Genomic DNA, 19,376 nt, shown 5'->3' on the forward strand with positions numbered 1-19,376 from the left:
ATTGGTAAGGAGGATTACGAGATGAGATTATACGAATTATCAGAGCAGTACGAGATTTTGGAGCAGATGCTTTATGATGGCGAAACGGATGAGCAGACAATCCGAGATACCATGGAAGCCATATTTGGTGAGATTGAGGACAAGGCGGAATCTTATGCAATCATCATTACTGACATGAAAGCCGATATTGAGGCATTGAAAGCGGAAGAATCCCGTCTGAATGCCAGGCGGACAAGCTTGGAGAACCGCCAGAAAGCGCTGAAGACGACTCTTATGGAGAACATGAAGGCTATCGGGAAGAGTAAGATTAAGACAACCCTCTTTACGATCAGTGTAGCGAAGAATGGCGGGCAGGAACCGCTTGTCATTGATGGGGCCATTGATGATATCCCGGGCCGCTTCCTGATTCCGCAGCCACCGAAGGTAAACGGAGATGCGGTCCGCGCCTTATTATCCGAGCGCCAGGTGGACTGGGCGCATCTGGAACCGCGTGGAGAGCATCTGGGAATCCGCTGATGGGCGGCGGGGATATGACTCCGTTCCGTATGCAGGTATTGATGGACGTTGCCGCACGGGTTGTAAAACTCATGGTTACGGGCGTGTGGCATCTGTCCTTCGAAGAGATGGACATGGTTCTTGCACTGGTGCAGCACGGAATAGACGAGAGCAGAGATAGAAACAGGGAAGGGGATTGTAAAGATGTTTTTAAAAACAGGAGAACTGAAAAAGATCATGAAGGCCAGCCTGAAGAAACATGGCCTGATCGTAGGGAACGTGAATGACCATTATCTGGTGTATTCCGATAACTGGGGACTTTATATTGAAATACCTTACGCATCAAATAAATTTAAGGCGGCGATCATGGAGCTGATCGGAGACCTGCCAGAAGCATATGAATGTTACTTATACAAAACGACTCCGGACGGGGAAGCCGAACCGGAAACAGTGCCGGATTATCCGGATCCTTATGAGCAGTGGAAAGCCGCGAAGGATTTTGCAGTAGTAGCGCCGGTAATGCTGTTTGCCTGGCCCCATGAGTACATCGTATGCCAGAAGCATAGTGACTTGAAATTTGTAGTTGCGGACAGGTCCCTGTCGGACCGGGTAATATCGCGGAGTGAACTGGATACGACTGTGGAGGCGATGCCGGCCAGGCCGAGTTTCCTTTCTGGTGTGCTTTACTGGAAGAATGAAACGACAATCTACTGGGTGCATACGGAATCACCAGGGAATAAGGCACTGGAAGTGTTGTTTCCACGTCTGAACGGTATCAGCTTTTTTGAGGATGACTGGATTGCGGATAATGTGGGGCAGGAAGATGAGGAACCAGCAGACGGGAGAGAGGAAGCTGCGGAAGATCCGCTGCCTTATTAAGGAGGAGATCATGGGATTACCAGTATTGATTTATGGAAAATCAGGGAGCGGGAAAAGCCGGAGTCTGAAATTCTTTGATGAAGATGAGATTGTACTGCTGAATACAGAGAAAAAGGAGTTGCCATTTCGCAAACGTTTTAAGAAAACTGGAAGCAGTGATGACATCGGAAAGATCATCACGACAATCAACCAAAACCCTGAAAAGGTGTTTGTGATTGACGATGCCGGATATATTATGACACATCTTTTTATGGCCAACCATCGGAATAAAAAAGGGAATGCTTCATTTGAAATGTATGATGATATTGCGGACGCTATGTATGGCCTGGTAAAAATGGTCAAGAACGAGGTGAAGGATCCGGAAAAAATTGTGTATATCATTTTCCATGAGGACACGGATGATTTTGGAGTTTCGCGTCTCAGAACGATCGGAAAACAGCTGGATCGAAAAGTGTGCCTGGAAGGGATGGTCACGATCTGCATTCGGTGTATGAGCGAAAACGGGAATCATTTCTTTCGGACAGTTACTGACGGATCGGATATTACCAAAACCCCGGAAGAGATGTTCGAGGAACCGGAGATAGAAAATAATTTGAAACTTGTTGATGATACCATTCGTGATTTCTACGGTTGGAAGAAATATAAGAGCATGGAGGAAAAGAAGAATGATTAAGAAACCACAGGGATACGATGAGGCGGCAGCTTATACGGGCGAATTTCAGGCTCTTCCAAAAGGAAAATATGTATGCAAGATTCGCCAGGTTTCCGAAGTAACGGATACGGATAAGAGCGGACATGAGTGGAGAAAGTTTGTAATTCTGTACGATATTGCAGAAGGAGAGTATGCAGACTTTTATGATAAGCAGTTTAAAGCAGAAAAAGAAACGAATCCAAAAGCCAAATGGAGAGGCGTCTTTAAACAGAACATGGATGATAAGGGGACGCCATGGCTTAAGGGTGTTGTTACTGCCATTGAAAGATCCAACAATTTCACTTTCCAGTGGGATAAGGAAGGCAATGAGAAAACGCTAGTCAATAAAAAATTCGGTGGTATTTTCCGCCGCCGTCAGTACGAAAAGGATAATGGAGAGCGCGCGATGACAACGGAACTGTGGCGGATCCGCAGTGTGGCCGGCCTGGCAGAAGCGGAAGTGCCGGAAGATGAGCTGTTGCCAATGACAGGAGCCGGAGGCGGCAGACCAAATCCGGCAGATGCCGCGGCGCCCCCTTCTTTTATGGACAGTGACGGTTTTGTGAATATCCCGGAAGGATCCGGAGATGAAGGGATCCCTTTCATGTAAGGCCAGAAGTTCCGTTATTAATCCCAGGGTATCGTTCAGGACTCATCCGGAGAGGGTTTCCGGATCCGGATGAGTTTGATATGCGTCTGATTGATAATTCCGACATAGGAAGCCTGCAGGGCGGAATCCATTGTGCTGATGATATAGGACAGAACGGCTGGATGTTTGCAATGGAGGGACTTCTCGGTCATACGAGGTTTGAAGATTAATGATAATGAAAGGTTATAATCCGGATCTGTTCCGGAAGGTAAAGAAAGCGGTCTCCATGCAGCAAGTGGCGGAGTATTATGGCCTGCAGCTTAATCGGAAGGGGCTGTGTCAGTGCCCCTTCCATCAGGATAAGAATCCGAGCCTTAAAATATATCCGGACGGAAAGGGATTTTACTGCTTTACGTGTGGAACTGGTGGTGACCAAATCAAGTTTGTAGCGTTGTACCATGATACGAGTAACTATGAAGCCGCAAAAGAACTGGCTGCCGCTTTTGATATTCCCCTGGCTGAGCCGATGACATACAGGGAGAAGCGGGAAGCGGAGCTGGTGCGCCGGCACAGAGTGGCGGTTGCTGCATTTAAAAAGCGGTCAACATTATACGTCAAAATGTACTGGATCCTGCTGTGTGAGGCAATCCATGAGCGAAATGAGCATTTTACGGAAGCGCTGCAGAACATCACGTATATTGAATATTTGTTAGAAAATATAGAAGAATGTCCGGAAGAGGTCTACGAAGACAAGAAGGCGGTGAGAAGGATTGGGGACATCAAAAGACGAATTACTGACTGGTATATCCGTATTGAAGCCGACGGAACCATTTCCAGATGAAATTTTTTATGAAATTTTTGAGATAGAGGACAATATCGAGCGGACCCAGTATATTGAATCCCTTCGCAATACCGCGCGGCAGCTTAAACGGGTAACGGAGTTTAACAACCTGTACAAGTCATTCGTGCTTGATTATGCGCAGCGTCAGAAGCAGACCGGGAATAAAACAAAATTTACTGACCAGCCGCTGGAGTTAGTATGCGGCGAGTGGACTGCAAATGATTTCGGAGTGAGGACGATCCGATATGACAAGAATGCCATGCCGGTACCGTACCAGGCGTGCAGTCATCCGGTTCTGCCGGTGGAGATATTAAAGAATGTAGATACGGCAGAGGAGCGGATCACGCTGGCGTATTTTAAATCGGCCGCCTGGCAGACCATTACGGTAGACCGGAGCGTTTGTGCAAATACCAATAAGATTGTAGATGCACTGAGCCAGTTTGGTATTGAGGTTACATCGGACAATGCCAAAAATATGGTCCGTTACATATCGGACTGTGTAGGGCTTAATCCGGCTACGCTAAATCCCAAAAAATCAATCAACCGTTTGGGCTGGGCTGGTGGTGAATTCATGCCGTATGCGTCAGACATCGTTTATGATGGTGAGAATGATTACAGCTCCCTGTTTCGAAACGTGCATGAAGCAGGAGATTATGAGGCATGGAAGAGATATTGCAGTGGTCTGCGGAAAAACAAAATTGTCCGTATGGCCTTTGGAGCAAGTCTGGGAAGCGTACTGATTGAACCGTTGAATATACTCTCTTTTATTCTCCATCTATGGGGAGGGGAATCAGGAACCGGGAAAACTGTGGCGATTATGGCCGGAATGTCGATTTGGGGTAATCCCAAAATAGGAGCGCTGGTAAAAACACTGGACGGAACCAAAGTCGGAATCATACGCAATGCTGCTTTTTTGTATTCCCTGCCATTTGCAGGAGATGAACTTCAGACCCTGCAGAAGGAATATAAGGGAAATTTTGACCAGCTCATATACCGCATAACAGAAGGAATTGACCGTATGCGCGGGAAAGCAGCCGGAGGCGTGGAAGAGACAAAGACGTGGCGTAACAGCTTTCTGTTCAGCGGTGAGGAGCCTGTCACAAAGTCAAACAGCCGGGCCGGATCGAAAAACCGTGTCATCGAGATTGAGGTAGAGAATAAAATCATAGAGAACGGAAACCAGGCAGTTACATTTCTGACATCGAATTTCGGACATGCAGGAAAGCGATTGATTGACTATCTGCAGAGTGCGGACATGCAGAAGCTAAAAGAAGAATATGAACAGTACTTTGCAGCCATGTGTCAGACGGATACGACAGAAAAACAAGCGATGGCAATGGCGTGCATATTGGTAGCGGACAGAATTCTCGTGGAGCAGATATTTACGAACGAAACTCCTTTGGCGGTAGAAGATGTGCAAGAATATCTAAAAAGTGTTTTTGAAGTAGACGTTGCTGAACGAGCTTATCAGACGGTCCTGAACTGGATTGCCAGAAACCCAGTGAGATTTCTTGACCCCAAAGCAGAAAACGCATTGAATAAAGGAGAGGTTTGGGGAAAAATACTCACGGATGAGACACATCCGGAAAGGCCGCCTGTGGCTATTGTGAACAAAGATGTGCTTTGCGGCTTTCTGGAGCAGGAAGGATATGATTATACTGCTCTCTGTAAAAGGTGGGCGTCAAAGGAACGGATTAAGAGAAATTCTCAGGGAAAGTACATCCACAACACGAAGGTGTATGGCGTCAAAGCAAATTATATAAAGATAAATATGGCTCAGGATGGAGATGCTGACGGGTTCATGAATGTTGATGAAGAAGAGGACGATGGACAAATGAGCCTTCCATTTGAATAAAAAGTCTAACCTTACAAAAAAAGGTTAGACCCAAGGTTAGACCCTGAAACCCGCATAGAATAAGGCTTTTTTATATATAGTCTAACCGTCTACCCAGTCTAACCTAAAAGTATATACACTACGCGTAGGAAAAAAACATTGTTAAGAATTCTACTATATAAATATTGCATTAAAAAGTATGTATATGCTGTGGAATTTTAGGGTAGATAGTTAGACCCCTATGATTTTACAAGGGTTTCGGGCATTTTTGAGGTTAGATTCAGGGAAGACATTTTTAAAAAAAGGTTAGACCAGAAGAGAAAGGGCGATAATTTTGATCAAAAAGTTGGAAATACTGGGCTTCCTCCTGGAAGATGCCAGCAATGAGGCAAAGAAGATAAGCGATTTTAGAGATGCGCTGGAATCCGGAAATGAAAAGCGATTATGGAACATGGAGAGGCCGAATCGCCAGAGGATAAAAGACGATTTAAAGATGATGCGCCGGCTGTCCATAGAAGTAGAGAAGGAGGCAGAAAAGCTATGGTAAGTAATAAAACGGCAGGATCCAGGTTCGAAAAGGAGTTTGCAGGTATCCTGGCGGATCACTGGTTCTGGGTTCATCTCTTCCAGGATAACAAAAACGGCCAGCCATGTGACGTGATTGCGGCTAAAGACGGCCATGCGTACCTGTTTGACTGCAAGAATTGTGAAACGGATTGTTTCCAGTTAAGCCGGGCGGAGGAAAATCAGATCAATGCAATGATACTTTTTAGCATGATGGGAAATGCGGTGGGAATGTTTGCGATCCGGTTTCCAGATGGGCAGGTATATCTTCTGCCGTATACAAAACTACAGGAACTTCAGGGGGCAGGATTTAAACGGATTAACGCGACTGTATGCAGAACACAGGGCATACCCCTGGAGCAATGGCTGGATTGGAGTGATAGAGATGCAGGTGATAATCGGAAGTGAGATCCGCATTAAGGATGCCCCAAAGATCTTGCAGAACTGGTGTGGTGAGAATCTGGTGATTTCAAATCCGGAATACGCAAACCGGGCACGCCGGGGGCTATGGACAGGTAACACTCCACAGCACTTATGGCTCTACCGGATAGACGGTGAAGACCTTATTTTGCCAGTAGGAACTGGCAAAGAGATCAGGCAGTGCCTTCCTGTTAGTTGTATCTATACGCTGGATTTGGCTGATAACGGACTTTTGAAGTATCAAGGGGCAATCCCTTTGTATGACTATCAGGAGCCGGCTGTGAAGGCAATGGAAGCTGTCAGCAGTGGTATTTTGCAGAGTCCTTGTGGATCCGGAAAGACTCAGATGGGAATCGCTCTGGCGGCAGACCTTTCACGTAAGACCCTGTGGATTACACATACACAGGATTTGCTGAAACAATCCCATGACCGGGCCGCCCAGTACTTCTCGCGGGAGACTCTGGGGACCATAACGGCTGGCAAGGTCAACATAGGAAGCCATATGACCTTTGCGACGGTACAGACGCTCTGTAAGCTGGATCTGGCACAGTATAGGTACATGTGGGACGTTATAATCGTAGATGAGTGTCACCGTCTGGCTGGGACACCAACGCAGATGTCAATGTTTTATAAGGTTATGAACAGTCTGGCAGCGCGGCATAAGTATGGACTGTCAGCTACGGTACACCGGTCTGACGGTCTGATCCGCAGCACATTTGCGGTACTGGGGCCGATTATCTATCGGGTGCCGGATGAGGCTGTGGCCGATAAAACTATGAAGGTAAGGATTTTACAAAGGGATACAGGGATTACGACCTGCCGCGAATGCCTGGATACGGACGGAACACTGGAGTACAGTAAGCTGATCGAATATCTCACAGGAAATTATCAGCGTAACCAGCTGATCGCGGAAGACCTTAAAAAGAATGTGGACCATTACAACCTGATCTTATCGGACAGGCTGGATCACCTGCGGGAACTGAAAGACCTTCTTCCGCTGGAAGTCCAGGGGCTGGCGGTGATGATTGATGGCAGCATGACAAGTAAGAGGGCCAGAGCGGAGCGGATACAGGCTATTGAGGATATGCGGACCGGCCGGAAACACTACCTGTTTGCATCGTACAGTCTCGCCAAAGAGGGGCTGGATATCCCGCGGCTTGACCGGCTATACATGACGACACCGAAAAAGGATTACGCAGTGGTGACGCAGAGCATCGGACGGATTGCCCGGGTGGCCGACATGAAGAAAGATGCAGTTTGTTATGACTATGTTGACGATATCCAATTCTGCGAGAACCAGTGGAAGCGGCGCCGGGCGCATTACAGGAAGGCAGGGTGTGAATTATGAGCAGGCGAGATGAAGAAAGTGCAGCTATGGTTAAGGGAGTCTTCTGCGATGCGTATAGATTTTACCTAAAGTACCACGGAAGGCCAAGGGAGCCGGGAATGTGGCAGGAAGCTACGGACGACTTCGCCGAAATCATGAAAAGGTATGGAGCTACATCTATCTGTGGCCGGATTATGCTTGCGACGTTCTCTCAATTGGAAGAAGAGAAGAGATAGGAGACGATTCACAAAAATTAGTATTGTTCTGGGAAGGGCCGCTGATAGATTGGAAAAGGAAGGACGGGTAATTCCAGAAAACTGATACTTTCCGAACGAAGGGAGGAGATTCGATGATCAAACAAATGGACGAGATGGTGTCCGGCCTGGCAGCTGCACGACGTAGGACCAGGCGGATCATGAGATATTGGAGTAGAACTATAGAAATGGTCATTGTAGCGATTACGATGCCGATCTGGGTGATTCCGTATTCGATATACAGAAGGAGACGCCATGGATAGAAAAGAAGAACATGCAATAGCCCTTCAGTCGGCACAGGCCAGAGCGGCAAAGCAGGAATACATACTGAAAGGCCCCAGGCCAGAGACGCATAGTGCGACGATGCCGGCCTACTGTTATACCGCGATGTGTCCGGATCCGGAGCTGCGGGAGCCGATCTGGAGGAGGCACACACGTCAACCGAGTATCAGGGCCGCGAAGGTGGAAAGGATCTGCCTGATCTGCCGGAAGCGATGGCCGGCGGAGTGCGGCCGGAAAAATTGTGATTGTGAGAGGCAGGGGCATTTGTATGCGATTGGAGGTTATAATCATCCGAGCTGCAGGAGGCACAAACATGGCATTTAACAAAAAGTATGAAGTATATGATCGTGGTGTCCTGCTGGGTCAGTACTATGCTGATGAGGTATCACAGCTTATCGGGATCCCGCTGAGAAGAGTTTCGGCCTACGCGGCCAGCGGGGCCAGATTCTTAAGACGGTATACGATTGAGGCAGTGGACGATACTAAACCAGGGTGGGCCGAGGAGTGGGATCGGGTAAGGATCGAGAAACTGGCATGGTTAAGAGGAGGTGGAGCCGTTGGACAAAGAGGTACTGGAGCAGTACAGTAGCCTTAAGGCAGAGTACCTGGATTTGCAGGACGAGATCAGGAAACTGGAAAAGCAGATCCGAAAGATGGAAACGAGCCGGTGCCAGGTGTCGGACTCCGTCAAGGGAACAAGGACTGACGGAACATATGGAAGTATCCGGATTACTGGTTTTCCAGTTCCGGACTATTATCGGCGTAAGAAGCTGCTGGAGGATCGCAAGAGGAAGTTAGATGAGTTTGAGTTGCAACTCCTCGAGCTGACCAACGAGGTTGACGACTACATAAATAGTCTGGCTGACTCCAGAATGCGGCGCATGATAAGGTATAAATTTTTCGATGAGCTGTCATGGGTTCAGATGGCACATCGTATGGGAGGGAAATGTACGGCGGACGGATGTCGGAAGCAAATTGAAAGATTTTTGGAAGAAAAATAAGTTTGTCCGTTTTGTCCGCTTCAAGTGTGGTACACTTTAAACTGGAAGATCTGAAAAACGGATTTCCTCCCCCAATTGACGGCCGCTGATCTCATCGATTAGTGGCCGTTTTTAAAACAAGAAAGTGAGGATCATAAATGAGTGAGAAAAGTTGTATTACGATTAATTGCGGGTGCTGCGGAGGCGGATCGGGTAATAAAGAAGATGGAGCACCTGTTGGAACCGTAATCTCCTATATGGGTACTAAAGCGCCAGAACATTACCTGGTTTGTGATGGCGCTGTTATTAACATCGCAGATTATCCATACCTGGCTGAACAGATCAAGGATGAATTCGGAGCAGTAGATTACTTTGGCGGTGATGGTACGAGTACATTTGCAGTGCCGGATCTTCGGAATAAGTTTCTACGTGGTTATCATGGGGAGGCTGAGAAGCAATTATCAGGTGAAATTGGCGAACAGCAGAAATCAACTGATCATATATTATTCGACAAGAGAGGAGAGACTGATGAAAATGGAGTCCTCCAAATAGGAGTATTAAAGGAACAGGTTTTACCACAGAATATTGATGATATGGTATTAAAAACAACAGATTCTGACGGAATCTATATATCTCAGTTTTCACCCTCCGTTTCGCAAATTAGTTCAAAAGATAAACTGGTTGGCTGTTTTTACAATTCTAGGCCAACTAATGTAGCAGTGCTCTACTGTATCAAATATGAGTAGGTGCGGTTCTATGAAATAACAGCGGCCTCCGGCTTTTACCGGTCGGTGGCTGATTTATCCTTCATAATTCATGTTTCTCCTTTGACTGAGTTCTTACAAATATGTAAGGGCTCTTTTTGAATAATACGTATAATATGTATTAAAACTATTGACAATACGTACTACACGTGCTATAATTATAGCATAAGGAGGACGAAGATGAGGTTCAGAGAAGTCGAGAAAATGATTTTACAAGATGGCTGGTATGAAGTAAAACAAGTTGGTTCTCATCATCAATATAAACACCCAACTAAGAGCGGAAAAGTTACAATACCAGAGCATAAAGGCAAAAACATTAATATGACAGTTGTAAAATCAATACTTAAGCAGGCGGGGCTGTAAAGCCCCAAATGCCTGTGCTAAAAAGGAGGAAAATCATGAAATTAGTTTATCCGGCAATATTTACACCTTATGAAGATGGAAGCGGAGGATATGCAGTTGAATTCCCAGATCTACCAGGTTGTGTAACCGGAGGCGATGATATGGCGGAAGCGATCTTCATGGCGGAAGACGCTGCCAGCGGCTGGGTACTCACAGAGTTGGAGGAAGGAAAGAAGGCTCCCAAAGCGTCAGAGTTTGGCAGCATTAATACAGAGCCTGGCCAGTTTGTGAATCTGGTTGCTTTGGATATGGACGCTTATGCTGAAAAGTATGGTAGTAAGGCTGTAAAGAAGACCCTTACAATACCTGCGTGGCTGAATACCTATGTGGAAGAAAACAATATCAGTTGTTCGGCTGTTTTACAGGAGACATTAAGTAAAATGGCACAGTCATCAATGCAATAAATTATAGAACCTCATTTTGAGCACTCGGTTATATCGGGTGCTCTTTCCTATATTATTTTGGCATTTTACAAATAAGAACATATGTTCTATGCTGAATAAACAAAAGCCATTGTCGTATTTTGGAATATTTTCCCAGCAGACTTATGATATAATAAAGAAAAATGTCGTTTGGGAGGGCATGATTTATGGCTAAATTTGTTAGTATTGAATATCAATATTATGAACTCTGCTGTATGGAGGATGAAGAGACTACAGAACAAATATATGATTTAAGACCATGGATAGCTAGGATGCAAGGCGTGACTCTTGATGGTAGATTAGCAGAAATCAATGGTATAAAAGGTAGATTAGAGAATATAGATTTAGTGCATGATGATGAGTTTTATGCTTTAAACTTTATGAGGCTTGATGAAATGAGCAATACATATATTGTAAGAGAAGGAGAACAAGCGCAACATATAGATTTGGAAGACGATGAATATATAGGTAAAAACACAGTTTTGCTATATGACCCGAGGCTAAATGTAGCTATGGTGCAATGCAATAGGGGGAGTTATGGTACTGTAGGAATTCAAAGCTATATTAACTACTTTAATGCTCCTAATGATATATGCTACTTAAGACCAATATATAATGAATTGTCAGTTGATAATCTTAATGGTTCCTTTTTAAAGTTAGATGTTAGATTTTCTAATATAAGAAGGTTTGTGGCATATAATTCTAGAGCATTTGAGAGAGTGGTTGAGACATGCAATGAAGTGGAGTGTTTAACAGCACATATAGAGTTAGGGTTGGGATATACAAGAGGCAGTGAACTAAATGCGGAGACAATTCATTCAGCTATCATGGACTTAAGGGATCCAAGAAATAGGGAAAGTGTAAGTTCTGCTAAAGTTAAATTTAGTGATGATCAAAAGTCCTCCATCTTTGATTTATTTGATAATATAGATCATGATATAATTCGTTATACTATACCTGTTAGAGGGGAACTTGGTTTTGGATTTATGGCTGATAAGATGGCTGAAAAGTATAATGATGTAGCTAGAGCAAGAATCCTAAGCGTTTTAAATAGGGGGAACTAATTTGAAAAGCATTAGCTTGAAAGAAAAGTATATTGACATATGGAGAAGTATTTATGCATATGCAATTCCAACAATTGTTTGTATAATATATATCATTATATATATGCTGACTTTAAAGGAAGTGCTAAATTACGCTTTTATCACGGATAGTAAGTATTTTACATCCATGCTTGAGTCTATAATAACATTCGTTTCACTTATACTTGGAGTATTTGGTTTTTTACTACCAATTCTTATTACTTCTAAGGATAGTGATGCCATGATAAAATGTTTTATTAATAGTATTGACAAGCGAGCATTTTCTTTTAATTTAAAAATGGTAATTGTTAGTGGATTCACAACAGTATTTCTTTCATGCATGCTATTCTTTTTTGACGTATATGATGAGTGGTTTAAGACAGGTATGATACTAATTTGGATTTGGTTTTTGTTTTATTTTATGTCTAACGCATACCGTTTTATAAGCCTTTTAATCAGTTTGTTTTTAAAAGAAAAGAAACGATTAGGGAAAGAAACAAAAAATAGGATGAGCGAAGAAGAAGAGAAGGAACTAAAAGAACAAATTAAACGAAATAATAAACATTGACATAAAAATAAATTGTTAATGCCCCTTTCCCACCCCAAAACAAACAAAGAGAAAAGGCCGCCTATTCGGCCGCCTCATCTCTGCAAAGTTCGTCCAGGGTAACGCCCAGAGCATCGGCCAGCAAAATGGCTGTATCAACTTTGCAATTATTATTCTTTTCAATATCCTGTATGGTTCGACGAGGAACGCCGGATAATTCAACGAGTTGGGGAACAGACAGTCCCTTTTGGGTACGAATTTCTTTTAAATGCATTTTTTTCTCCTTTTTATGCAGATAATGTAGGTGATGAAGCAAAAAAACCATGCACCCCATTTAAGCCAGTCAAAAGTGGTAGGAGTGGCAAATTCACCGTTAAATCCTTCGTAAAGGAACAGAACAGTAAGTGCAATTAGAATTAAGCGATAAAGTTTCATGTTTATTTCAGCAAATGAATGTGGTATACTATAGGTGAAGAAGGGAGGGGCCGAAGCCCCTGACCTTACTTCCGTTTTTTCTTTGGCCTTTTGGATTTACTATCTTTTCTCGTCTTAACTATCAGGCAGATGGCGGTGACGATTGCAAGTAGTGCTTCCGAAAGGTCTTTGATTATTTCGCTTATCGATTCATTCATTTGCTTTTCCCTCCTTTCTATGATTTAATTATAGCACGTTTCAACGTGCTAGTCAAGCATAAAATGTATTTTTTACAAGTATTTCGCATCTATCACAAGTGGTAGGTGCTTTTATTTTACCCGAAAGGAAGTGAGTCTGATGGCATTAACACCCAAACAGAAAATATTTGCCGACGAATATCTAATTGACTTTAATGCCACCAGAGCCTATAAGGTGGCATATCCGAAGGTAAAGAAGGATGAGGCAGCAAGGGCAAATGGAAGCAGGTTGCTAACAAATGCTAACGTTGCATCTTATATTGACAAGCGTATGAAGGACCGGGAGAAACGCACAGAGATCACGCAAGATCGCGTGCTGCAGGAACTGGCAAAGATCGGCTTTGCTGATGTCACCGATTTCGTTACCATAGAAGGCCATTCCGTCAAAGTAAAAACAACGGATCAGATGCCCCGTGATAAACTGGGTGCCATTGCAGGAATCAAAGAAGGAGCGAATGGTATTGAGATTAAGCTCAACGATAAAGAGAAGGCCCTGGAGCTGATCGGCCGGCATTTAGGTATGTGGAATGATAAGGTGGAACTGTCAGGTGAAGTAAAGACGAACAATCCATATGAAGGATTGACGACAGAAGAATTGAAGAAGCTGATCCATGGTGGATAGAGCGGACATAATCAGGGGAGCTCAATGCGAATTAGCCCGCAGGGAGTTCTTTTTTTATTGCCATTTGAAGGCGCCGGACTTTTACAAAGAGGAACGGAAGTACCTGATAGATCTCTGTAATGCCTTCCAGGACTTCGTACAGTCTGATGATGAGGTTATGGTGGTCAATGAGCCGCCGCGCCATGGCAAGAGCCGTACGGCCGGCCTTCTGGTCGAATGGGTACTGGGAAACGACCAGAGTCAAAAGATCATGACCGGTTCCTACAACGAGACGCTTTCCACGATGTTCTCGAAAAATGTCCGCAACGATATCATGGAGGAAAAAGCAGATCAGATCCGGATCGTGTTCTCGGATATCTTCCCAAATGTTCGGATCAAGCGCGGTGACGGTGCCATGAACCTGTGGAGTCTGGAGGGCGGCTATAACAACTACCTGGCTACCTCTCCAACCGGTACGGCTACAGGTTTCGGCGCTTCCTTACTGATTATCGACGACCTTATCAAAAACGCCGAGGAGGCGAACAACGAACTGACCAAAGAGAAGCACTGGAGCTGGTTCACGGACACGATGCTTTCCCGTCTGGAAGAAGGCGGTAAGATCATTATTATCATGACCAGATGGGCCAGTGACGACCTTGCAGGTCGGGCCCTGGATCACTTTAAGGAATCGGGGGCAAGAATCCGCCACATCAGCATGAAAGCTCTTCAGGACGATGGAACCATGCTTTGTGATGAGGTGCTGTCCCGAAAGTCCTATGAGGCCAAAATCATAGCTATGGGCGCGGACATCGCGTCAGCTAACTATCAGCAGGAGCCGATCGACTTGAAGGGCAGGCTGTACACCAGCTTTAAAACATACAGTGGAGAACTGCCGCAGTTTAAAGAGATCCGGAACTATACAGATACCGCTGATACCGGAGACGATTACCTGTGCAGCATCAACTACGGCGTTACCTTTTCCAACGAGGCGTATATCCTGGATGTCCTGTACACTAAGGCACCTATGGAGGTCACAGAGTCAGCCACTGCCAGAATGCTGCTTAACGGCAAGGTCAACCTGGCTCGGATCGAGTCCAATAATGGCGGACGCGGGTTCGCGCGGAATGTACGTCGGATCATGGAGCAGGAGCTGGGAAGCAACTACACTACAATTAAGTGGTTTACGCAGACACATAACAAGCAGGCCCGGATATACTCAAATTCATCGTGGGTGATGGAGCATATCTATTACCCGGAGGACTGGCGCAACCGCTGGCCGGAATACTACGACTCCATGATTAAATATCAGCGTGAGGGTAAGAACAAGCACGACGACGCACAGGACGCAACGACAGGAGTCGCAGAGAACTGCGCAAAGACTACAGGAATGAAGATCCTGAAATAGAGGTGAGATATGGAACTAGAGGTAATAAAAAATCTGATTAAGAAGTACACGGCAGGACACGGGGACTTCCTGCAAAAGGCGACTACAGCGGACCAGTATTACCGGAATAAGACGGATATCATCCGGCAGCTGCCGAAGAAACGGGATGAGGTGGAAGAGGGACAGAACCCGTTGAGGAATGCAGACAACCGGATCCCGTTCAACTTCCACGGCCTCCTGGTTAACCAGAAAGCGTCTTATATGTTCGCGGCGCCGCCACTATTTGATTTGGGGGATAAGGCCGCCAATAAGAAGCTCACAGCATTTCTGGGCGATAAGTACGCTAAGACCTGCAAGGATCTCTGCGTGGAGGCTTCTAACGCTTCTGTGGCCTGGCTGCATCTATGGCGAGATAAGGCGACACAGCAGTACAAGTACGCTATCGTGCCTTCAGGACAGGTGATACCCGTGTGGAGCAATAACTTAGAGAAGGAACTTAAGGGCGTGCTCCGCTGCTATCATGACATTACGGACGATGGGAAGGATTTAGACGTCTACGAATACTGGAATGATACAGCCTGCCAGGCGTATGCAATTGAGGCAGGAAGCACGGTTGACACGGGGCTGATGCCTTACAATTCGTTCACGCTGATTGATACTTCCGGAAATAGTAACCTGGTCAACGAATTCAAGCACGAGATCGGAGAGGTTCCTTTCTTCCCGTTCTTCAATAACAACATTGATACAGGGGATCTTGAAAATATCAAGCCGCTGATTGATGTGTATTGCAAGGTGTTCAGCGGGTTTGTGAACGATCTGGAAGACATACAGGAGGTCATTTTCGTACTGACCAATTATGGCGGAGCTGACCTTAAACAGTTTCTTCAGGAGCTTAAGGACTATAAGGCTATTCAGGTAGAGGGGGAAGGCGGAGAAGATAAGTCAGGCGTATCCACTCTGACGATCGAGTTGCCAGTGGAGGCCCGCAAGGAACTGCTGACAACTACCCGGAAATGCATCTTTGAGCAGGGACAGGGCATAGATCCGGATCCGCAGAACTTTGGGAATAGCTCAGGCGTGGCCCTGGGTTTTCTTTATTCTCTGCTGGAGCTTAAGTCCGGGTTGATGGAGACAGAGTTTAAACTGGGCTTTGGCCAATTTATTCGCTGCGTGTGCCGGCTGTTGGATATCAAGATTAAGGATAATACGATTGTGCAGACCTGGACCCGTACAAGCGTTAAAAATGATGCGGAAATTGCAAGTATTTGCAGTCAAAGTAAGGGTGTTATATCCGATGAAACCATTGTGGCACACCATCCGTATGTTGAGGACGCAGAAAAGGAGATGGAGATACTTAACAAACAGAAGGAAGAAGAGGCAGAAGCCCAGCGGGAAATCTCCGACATGTTCCCGAAGCAGGAAGAGGATCTGAAGGAAGGTGAGGGCGATGAGTAATGGTTATTGGGAGAAGCGTCAAGAAGCCATGTATAAGGCCGGAGAGATGCAGGTAAACCAGTACTACGAAAAGTTGGAAAAGGCTTTTAACCAGACCAGACGCGAGCTTCAGAAGACGATAGAAGCCTTTTACTTTGAGTATGCCGAGGAAAACGGTTTGTCTTATGCGGCGGCCCAACGGCAGTTGTCAAAGGCCGAGATCGGCAACCTACGGGACTTTATCGATCTGGCTATGGAGAATATCGGAAAGCACAATCAAACCGTCAACAACATGTCTATCAAGGCCAGAATCACCCGGTATCAGGCACTGGAGGCACAGGTGGACGCGATGCTCCGACAGTTGTATGCGGTTGACTACCAGGCTGCGGCAGAGCAGACCATGAAGGAGGTCTATAAGGATACCTATTACCGAACATGGTATAGCATCGATCAGTACCATGGCTTTCACGCTGCATTCGCCCAGGTAGATCCACACGCGGTGGAGAAGCTGCTGGAGTACCCTTTCAACGGCGCCAGTTTTTCCAGCCGGCTCTGGAAACAGAAGGATCATCTTCAGACCCAACTCATGGAATCGCTCACAACCATGATGGTCCAGGGGAAGAGTCCGCAGGCCTTGACGAATGATTTTGCGAAAAAGATGAATGCTAAAAAGTTCGATGCTTACCGGCTGCTTCATACAGAGAGCTCCTTCCTGATGAGCGAGGCCACCCATGCGGGGTATAAAGAGGACGGTGTGGAGAAATATCAGATTCTGGCCACGTTGGACAGTAAGACCTGCGAGATCTGCGGGGAAAAAGACGGTGAGGTCTACGAGGTGGGGAAAGAGATTACTGGCGAGAACATACCGCCGTTCCACTGTTTCTGCCGCTGTACCGATGTGCCCTATTATGATGATGATGATCTGTCCGGTGAGACACGGGTGGCACGGGATCCAGTGACCGGGGAAACAGTAGAGGTACCGGCTGATATGACCTATAAAGAATGGAAAGAGAAATATATATTTGCTAAAAGGGAAGCAGATGAAAAAATTAGTAAATTGAGAAGGAATAAGGAACAACTGGAACAGGCAGTTAATCACATCAAAGATGAATTAGAAAACTATACAACACATAGAAGTAGGTGGAGTGGCAAATTGATTGTGGACAATGCACGCGCACAAAGGGAAGAATTTAAAGGGCTAAAATCCTGGTCGTGTAATATTATAGTATCAGATTCTGTGACAGATGATACTTTATTTCATGAAATGTTACATTCTACTTCATGTAGTTACTTCTCTATTAAGGATTATGTTGAAAATAAAAAAATTGAGGAAGGTACAGTAGAATTTCTCACAAAAATATATGCAAATAAGAAGGGAATAGTATATGATCCTGCTTATATAACCGAAGTTACTGTGCTTGAAACCCTCAATAATGGATTATTATTATTTGATGATGATATCAGCTTTGGAAAGGCTTTGTTAGACATCCCTATGACATCGAGATATGATTGGTTGAAGAAAGAGGTGGAGAATGGTATAATCAAACAAAAGCTGTCAGGTAAACAGGCAAGCGAAGTACGAGAGGTGCTTAAATATTTGCAGCCGGGAGGGAAAAAATGATGGAAGGAAGGGAACTGCTAAATAGAATTCGTAATGGCTCTATGGAAGACGATTGGTTTAAACTTCAGTATGAATTAATGCAATATATCAAGTGTCCAGATTCGTCGCCAGAGATAGTGCAGGAGCTTAAAGGATATACAGAAATGGTAGCTATGATATGCGATGGACTAAAAGAAACAGTGCCAGGGTTATAGACACCCTGGTATTTTTATTCACAAAAAGGAGCGCTTATGTGTATCACGCACGAGAAAAGCCTTAAGAAATTAGAAATTTACATGGCTGGAGGTTTTGTTGTACCGGTTGCTGATTCATTTGAGGAGACTATGGCTATCCTGGACGGAAGGGCGGTTGCCCCGGAGGAGTATATTGTTCTGCGTTTACAGGAGGGAGGCCGGACGGCCTGCAGAAAAAAGGATATTATTGGAATCGCTGAATATGAAGAGTAAAGAAGCACGCAGGAATAGTCCTGGGTGTTATTTTTATACTTAAAATCCGCCTTCCTGGTATCCCAGGCGCAAAAGAGGGAGACATCACCGGCCACGACCGGGATAACAAGTGAAGATGAATCGAAAGGAGCAAGGGATCATGAAGAAAGAAGAGTTAGTAGCAAAGGGATTATCAGAGGAGCACGCACAGATCGCGGTAGACGCATGGAACGAATCTGTAAAAGGTTTTGTACCGAAGGAACGTTTCGACGAGATCAACGGGAAGCTGAAGGAAGCAAATACAACGATCGAGACGCTGAAAAAAGACAACTCGGATAACGAGGAGCTTCAGAAGCAGGTCAAGGAGTACAAGGAGAAGGTGACAGCCTTGGAGGTCGCTTCGGCCAACACGGTAAAAGAATACGCCCTGAAGGATAAGTTGAAAGAGGCAGGTGTAGTTGATGCCGATTATATTATCTATAAGCAGGGAGGGCTCGACAAGTTTACCTTCGACAAGGACGGGAAGCCGGTCGGGATTGATGATGTCGTGAAGCCCCTGAAGGAGTCCTCTCCCCATCTGTTTAAGACGGAGCCGGGGGCAGACTATAGACCGGCCGGCGGGGGGACTCCTCCGGCTAAGAATCCATTTGCAAAAGACAGCTTTAACCTGACAGAGCAGGGGAAGCTGTTGAAAGAGAATCCGACACAGGCCCAGGCCCTGGCGGCCGCGGCCGGAGTAACCATCAATGTATAAGAAAGGGAATAGGTGATTAAATGCCAGTAACAAAATTATCCGATGTCATTGTACCGGAACTGTTCACACCTTATGTCGTGAACCGGACCATGGAGTTATCCGCACTCTTCCAG

The 19,376-nt window shown here is 45.5% G+C and carries 29 protein-coding genes; 27 read left to right on the forward strand and 2 right to left on the reverse strand.

Annotation, left to right across the window (positions count from 1 at the left end):
* The 20 genes from H8S75_RS31635 to H8S75_RS31725 all read left to right on the forward strand — a co-directional run.
* Positions 1–516 (forward strand): siphovirus Gp157 family protein (locus tag H8S75_RS31635; RefSeq protein ID WP_349769031.1); only part of this gene is annotated, 516 nt, incomplete at its 5' end.
* 183 nt (positions 517–699) lie between these two features.
* On the forward strand, positions 700–1,374 hold the full coding sequence (locus tag H8S75_RS31640; RefSeq protein ID WP_187024870.1) for a hypothetical protein: 675 nt from the start codon (positions 700–702) through the stop codon (positions 1,372–1,374).
* A gap of 10 nt (positions 1,375–1,384) precedes the next feature.
* Positions 1,385–2,047: an AAA family ATPase gene (locus H8S75_RS31645; RefSeq protein WP_187024871.1), complete on the forward strand. Its 663-nt coding sequence runs from the start codon at positions 1,385–1,387 to the stop codon at positions 2,045–2,047.
* Positions 2,040–2,675, forward strand: a complete 636-nt coding sequence (locus tag H8S75_RS31650) for a hypothetical protein (RefSeq protein WP_187024872.1) — start codon at positions 2,040–2,042, stop codon at positions 2,673–2,675. Before H8S75_RS31645 ends, H8S75_RS31650 begins: the two co-directional genes overlap by 8 nt.
* An 80-nt stretch (positions 2,676–2,755) precedes the next feature.
* Positions 2,756–2,884: a hypothetical protein gene (locus H8S75_RS33205; RefSeq protein ID WP_277958343.1), complete on the forward strand. Its 129-nt coding sequence runs from the start codon at positions 2,756–2,758 to the stop codon at positions 2,882–2,884.
* Positions 2,884–3,495 carry a CHC2 zinc finger domain-containing protein gene (locus H8S75_RS31655; RefSeq protein ID WP_243270549.1) on the forward strand — a complete coding sequence of 204 codons (612 nt, stop codon included), beginning with the start codon at positions 2,884–2,886 and terminating at the stop codon, positions 3,493–3,495. The genes H8S75_RS33205 and H8S75_RS31655 overlap by 1 nt, the downstream gene beginning before the upstream one ends.
* Entirely contained in the window at positions 3,425–5,350 is a 1,926-nt protein-coding gene (locus tag H8S75_RS31660; RefSeq protein ID WP_207729266.1) for a DUF927 domain-containing protein, read from the forward strand. The genes H8S75_RS31655 and H8S75_RS31660 overlap by 71 nt, the downstream gene beginning before the upstream one ends.
* Before the next feature lie 313 nt (positions 5,351–5,663).
* Positions 5,664–5,876, forward strand: a complete 213-nt coding sequence (locus tag H8S75_RS31665; RefSeq protein WP_187024873.1) for a hypothetical protein — start codon at positions 5,664–5,666, stop codon at positions 5,874–5,876.
* A complete protein-coding gene (locus H8S75_RS31670; protein WP_156832186.1) occupies positions 5,870–6,301 on the forward strand; it encodes a Holliday junction resolvase RecU in 432 nt (143 codons plus the stop codon). The genes H8S75_RS31665 and H8S75_RS31670 overlap by 7 nt, the downstream gene beginning before the upstream one ends.
* Positions 6,279–7,661 carry a DEAD/DEAH box helicase gene (locus H8S75_RS31675; RefSeq protein WP_187024874.1) on the forward strand — a complete coding sequence of 461 codons (1,383 nt, stop codon included), beginning with the start codon at positions 6,279–6,281 and terminating at the stop codon, positions 7,659–7,661. Before H8S75_RS31670 ends, H8S75_RS31675 begins: the two co-directional genes overlap by 23 nt.
* Positions 7,658–7,876, forward strand: coding sequence for a hypothetical protein (locus H8S75_RS31680; RefSeq protein WP_187024875.1), 219 nt, complete (start codon positions 7,658–7,660; stop codon positions 7,874–7,876). The genes H8S75_RS31675 and H8S75_RS31680 overlap by 4 nt, the downstream gene beginning before the upstream one ends.
* A gap of 113 nt (positions 7,877–7,989) precedes the next feature.
* A complete protein-coding gene (locus tag H8S75_RS31685) occupies positions 7,990–8,157 on the forward strand; it encodes a hypothetical protein (RefSeq protein WP_187024876.1) in 168 nt (55 codons plus the stop codon).
* Positions 8,150–8,500 carry a hypothetical protein gene (locus H8S75_RS31690; RefSeq protein ID WP_187024892.1) on the forward strand — a complete coding sequence of 117 codons (351 nt, stop codon included), beginning with the start codon at positions 8,150–8,152 and terminating at the stop codon, positions 8,498–8,500. Before H8S75_RS31685 ends, H8S75_RS31690 begins: the two co-directional genes overlap by 8 nt.
* A complete protein-coding gene (locus tag H8S75_RS31695; RefSeq protein ID WP_187024877.1) occupies positions 8,490–8,765 on the forward strand; it encodes a hypothetical protein in 276 nt (91 codons plus the stop codon). The genes H8S75_RS31690 and H8S75_RS31695 overlap by 11 nt, the downstream gene beginning before the upstream one ends.
* The gene (locus H8S75_RS31700) at positions 8,734–9,177 is read left to right on the forward strand and encodes a hypothetical protein (protein WP_187024878.1); all 444 of its coding nucleotides are present in this window, start codon (positions 8,734–8,736) and stop codon (positions 9,175–9,177) included. The genes H8S75_RS31695 and H8S75_RS31700 overlap by 32 nt, the downstream gene beginning before the upstream one ends.
* Before the next feature lie 137 nt (positions 9,178–9,314).
* The gene (locus H8S75_RS31705; protein ID WP_187024879.1) at positions 9,315–9,902 is read left to right on the forward strand and encodes a phage tail protein; all 588 of its coding nucleotides are present in this window, start codon (positions 9,315–9,317) and stop codon (positions 9,900–9,902) included.
* A 198-nt stretch (positions 9,903–10,100) separates the two neighbouring features.
* Complete coding sequence (locus H8S75_RS31710) at positions 10,101–10,283, forward strand: type II toxin-antitoxin system HicA family toxin (RefSeq protein ID WP_187024880.1); 183 nt, start codon at positions 10,101–10,103, stop codon at positions 10,281–10,283.
* A 35-nt stretch (positions 10,284–10,318) separates the two neighbouring features.
* Positions 10,319–10,726 (forward strand): type II toxin-antitoxin system HicB family antitoxin, encoded by a 408-nt coding sequence (locus H8S75_RS31715; protein ID WP_187024881.1) that lies wholly within the window; start codon positions 10,319–10,321, stop codon positions 10,724–10,726.
* 185 nt (positions 10,727–10,911) lie between these two features.
* A complete protein-coding gene (locus H8S75_RS31720) occupies positions 10,912–11,808 on the forward strand; it encodes a DUF6731 family protein (RefSeq protein WP_187024882.1) in 897 nt (298 codons plus the stop codon).
* Between the two features lies 1 nt (position 11,809).
* Positions 11,810–12,394: a hypothetical protein gene (locus H8S75_RS31725; RefSeq protein ID WP_187024883.1), complete on the forward strand. Its 585-nt coding sequence runs from the start codon at positions 11,810–11,812 to the stop codon at positions 12,392–12,394.
* 61 nt (positions 12,395–12,455) lie between these two features.
* Here the strand turns inward: H8S75_RS31725 and H8S75_RS31730 are convergent, their stop codons facing one another.
* Together H8S75_RS31730 and H8S75_RS33210 are read right to left on the reverse strand one after the other, a co-directional pair.
* Entirely contained in the window at positions 12,456–12,647 is a 192-nt protein-coding gene (locus H8S75_RS31730) for a helix-turn-helix transcriptional regulator (RefSeq protein WP_187024884.1), read from the reverse strand.
* A 226-nt stretch (positions 12,648–12,873) separates the two neighbouring features.
* On the reverse strand, positions 12,874–13,005 hold the full coding sequence (locus H8S75_RS33210) for a hypothetical protein (RefSeq protein ID WP_279288710.1): 132 nt from the start codon (positions 13,003–13,005) through the stop codon (positions 12,874–12,876).
* A 139-nt stretch (positions 13,006–13,144) separates the two neighbouring features.
* Here H8S75_RS33210 and H8S75_RS31735 point away from each other — a divergent pair, with 139 nt between their 5' ends.
* The 7 genes from H8S75_RS31735 to H8S75_RS31765 all read left to right on the forward strand — a co-directional run bounded on the left by H8S75_RS31735 (position 13,145) and on the right by H8S75_RS31765 (position 19,263).
* The gene (locus H8S75_RS31735; protein ID WP_187024885.1) at positions 13,145–13,666 is read left to right on the forward strand and encodes a terminase small subunit; all 522 of its coding nucleotides are present in this window, start codon (positions 13,145–13,147) and stop codon (positions 13,664–13,666) included.
* Complete coding sequence (gene terL / locus H8S75_RS31740) at positions 13,656–15,050, forward strand: phage terminase large subunit (protein ID WP_187024886.1); 1,395 nt, start codon at positions 13,656–13,658, stop codon at positions 15,048–15,050. Before H8S75_RS31735 ends, terL begins: the two co-directional genes overlap by 11 nt.
* A 9-nt stretch (positions 15,051–15,059) precedes the next feature.
* Complete coding sequence (locus H8S75_RS31745) at positions 15,060–16,484, forward strand: phage portal protein (protein ID WP_187024887.1); 1,425 nt, start codon at positions 15,060–15,062, stop codon at positions 16,482–16,484.
* Positions 16,477–18,084: a minor capsid protein gene (locus H8S75_RS31750; protein ID WP_187024888.1), complete on the forward strand. Its 1,608-nt coding sequence runs from the start codon at positions 16,477–16,479 to the stop codon at positions 18,082–18,084. Before H8S75_RS31745 ends, H8S75_RS31750 begins: the two co-directional genes overlap by 8 nt.
* Positions 18,081–18,278 carry a hypothetical protein gene (locus tag H8S75_RS31755; protein WP_002603320.1) on the forward strand — a complete coding sequence of 66 codons (198 nt, stop codon included), beginning with the start codon at positions 18,081–18,083 and terminating at the stop codon, positions 18,276–18,278. Before H8S75_RS31750 ends, H8S75_RS31755 begins: the two co-directional genes overlap by 4 nt.
* A gap of 36 nt (positions 18,279–18,314) precedes the next feature.
* Positions 18,315–18,530 (forward strand): hypothetical protein, encoded by a 216-nt coding sequence (locus tag H8S75_RS31760; RefSeq protein ID WP_187024889.1) that lies wholly within the window; start codon positions 18,315–18,317, stop codon positions 18,528–18,530.
* Between the two features lie 139 nt (positions 18,531–18,669).
* Positions 18,670–19,263: a phage scaffolding protein gene (locus tag H8S75_RS31765; RefSeq protein ID WP_002603322.1), complete on the forward strand. Its 594-nt coding sequence runs from the start codon at positions 18,670–18,672 to the stop codon at positions 19,261–19,263.
* Positions 19,264–19,376: the final 113 nt, after the last annotated feature.

Origin of the sequence: Hungatella hominis (assembly GCF_014288005.1) — a bacterium.
In the GTDB taxonomy this organism is placed as follows: domain Bacteria; phylum Bacillota; class Clostridia; order Lachnospirales; family Lachnospiraceae; genus Hungatella; species Hungatella effluvii.

Bases quoted from the DNA above. Each gene is read 5' to 3' on its own strand.
- H8S75_RS31640 (WP_187024870.1), top strand. From the start codon at position 700: ATGTTTTTAAAAACAGGAGAACTGAAAAAGATCATGAAGGCCAGCCTG.
- H8S75_RS31645 (WP_187024871.1), top strand. From the start codon at position 1,385: ATGGGATTACCAGTATTGATTTATGGAAAATCAGGGAGCGGGAAAAGC.
- H8S75_RS31650 (WP_187024872.1), top strand. From the start codon at position 2,040: ATGATTAAGAAACCACAGGGATACGATGAGGCGGCAGCTTATACGGGC.
- H8S75_RS33205 (WP_277958343.1), top strand. From the start codon at position 2,756: ATGCGTCTGATTGATAATTCCGACATAGGAAGCCTGCAGGGCGGAATC.
- H8S75_RS31655 (WP_243270549.1), top strand. From the start codon at position 2,884: ATGATAATGAAAGGTTATAATCCGGATCTGTTCCGGAAGGTAAAGAAA.
- H8S75_RS31670 (WP_156832186.1), top strand. From the start codon at position 5,870: ATGGTAAGTAATAAAACGGCAGGATCCAGGTTCGAAAAGGAGTTTGCA.
- H8S75_RS31675 (WP_187024874.1), top strand. From the start codon at position 6,279: ATGCAGGTGATAATCGGAAGTGAGATCCGCATTAAGGATGCCCCAAAG.
- H8S75_RS31680 (WP_187024875.1), top strand. From the start codon at position 7,658: ATGAGCAGGCGAGATGAAGAAAGTGCAGCTATGGTTAAGGGAGTCTTC.
- H8S75_RS31685 (WP_187024876.1), top strand. From the start codon at position 7,990: ATGATCAAACAAATGGACGAGATGGTGTCCGGCCTGGCAGCTGCACGA.
- H8S75_RS31690 (WP_187024892.1), top strand. From the start codon at position 8,150: ATGGATAGAAAAGAAGAACATGCAATAGCCCTTCAGTCGGCACAGGCC.
- H8S75_RS31695 (WP_187024877.1), top strand. From the start codon at position 8,490: ATGGCATTTAACAAAAAGTATGAAGTATATGATCGTGGTGTCCTGCTG.
- H8S75_RS31705 (WP_187024879.1), top strand. From the start codon at position 9,315: ATGAGTGAGAAAAGTTGTATTACGATTAATTGCGGGTGCTGCGGAGGC.
- H8S75_RS31710 (WP_187024880.1), top strand. From the start codon at position 10,101: ATGAGGTTCAGAGAAGTCGAGAAAATGATTTTACAAGATGGCTGGTAT.
- H8S75_RS31715 (WP_187024881.1), top strand. From the start codon at position 10,319: ATGAAATTAGTTTATCCGGCAATATTTACACCTTATGAAGATGGAAGC.
- H8S75_RS31720 (WP_187024882.1), top strand. From the start codon at position 10,912: ATGGCTAAATTTGTTAGTATTGAATATCAATATTATGAACTCTGCTGT.
- H8S75_RS31730 (WP_187024884.1), bottom strand. From the start codon at position 12,647: ATGCATTTAAAAGAAATTCGTACCCAAAAGGGACTGTCTGTTCCCCAA.
- H8S75_RS33210 (WP_279288710.1), bottom strand. From the start codon at position 13,005: ATGAATGAATCGATAAGCGAAATAATCAAAGACCTTTCGGAAGCACTA.
- H8S75_RS31735 (WP_187024885.1), top strand. From the start codon at position 13,145: ATGGCATTAACACCCAAACAGAAAATATTTGCCGACGAATATCTAATT.
- terL (WP_187024886.1), top strand. From the start codon at position 13,656: ATGGTGGATAGAGCGGACATAATCAGGGGAGCTCAATGCGAATTAGCC.
- H8S75_RS31745 (WP_187024887.1), top strand. From the start codon at position 15,060: ATGGAACTAGAGGTAATAAAAAATCTGATTAAGAAGTACACGGCAGGA.
- H8S75_RS31750 (WP_187024888.1), top strand. From the start codon at position 16,477: ATGAGTAATGGTTATTGGGAGAAGCGTCAAGAAGCCATGTATAAGGCC.
- H8S75_RS31755 (WP_002603320.1), top strand. From the start codon at position 18,081: ATGATGGAAGGAAGGGAACTGCTAAATAGAATTCGTAATGGCTCTATG.
- H8S75_RS31760 (WP_187024889.1), top strand. From the start codon at position 18,315: ATGTGTATCACGCACGAGAAAAGCCTTAAGAAATTAGAAATTTACATG.
- H8S75_RS31765 (WP_002603322.1), top strand. From the start codon at position 18,670: ATGAAGAAAGAAGAGTTAGTAGCAAAGGGATTATCAGAGGAGCACGCA.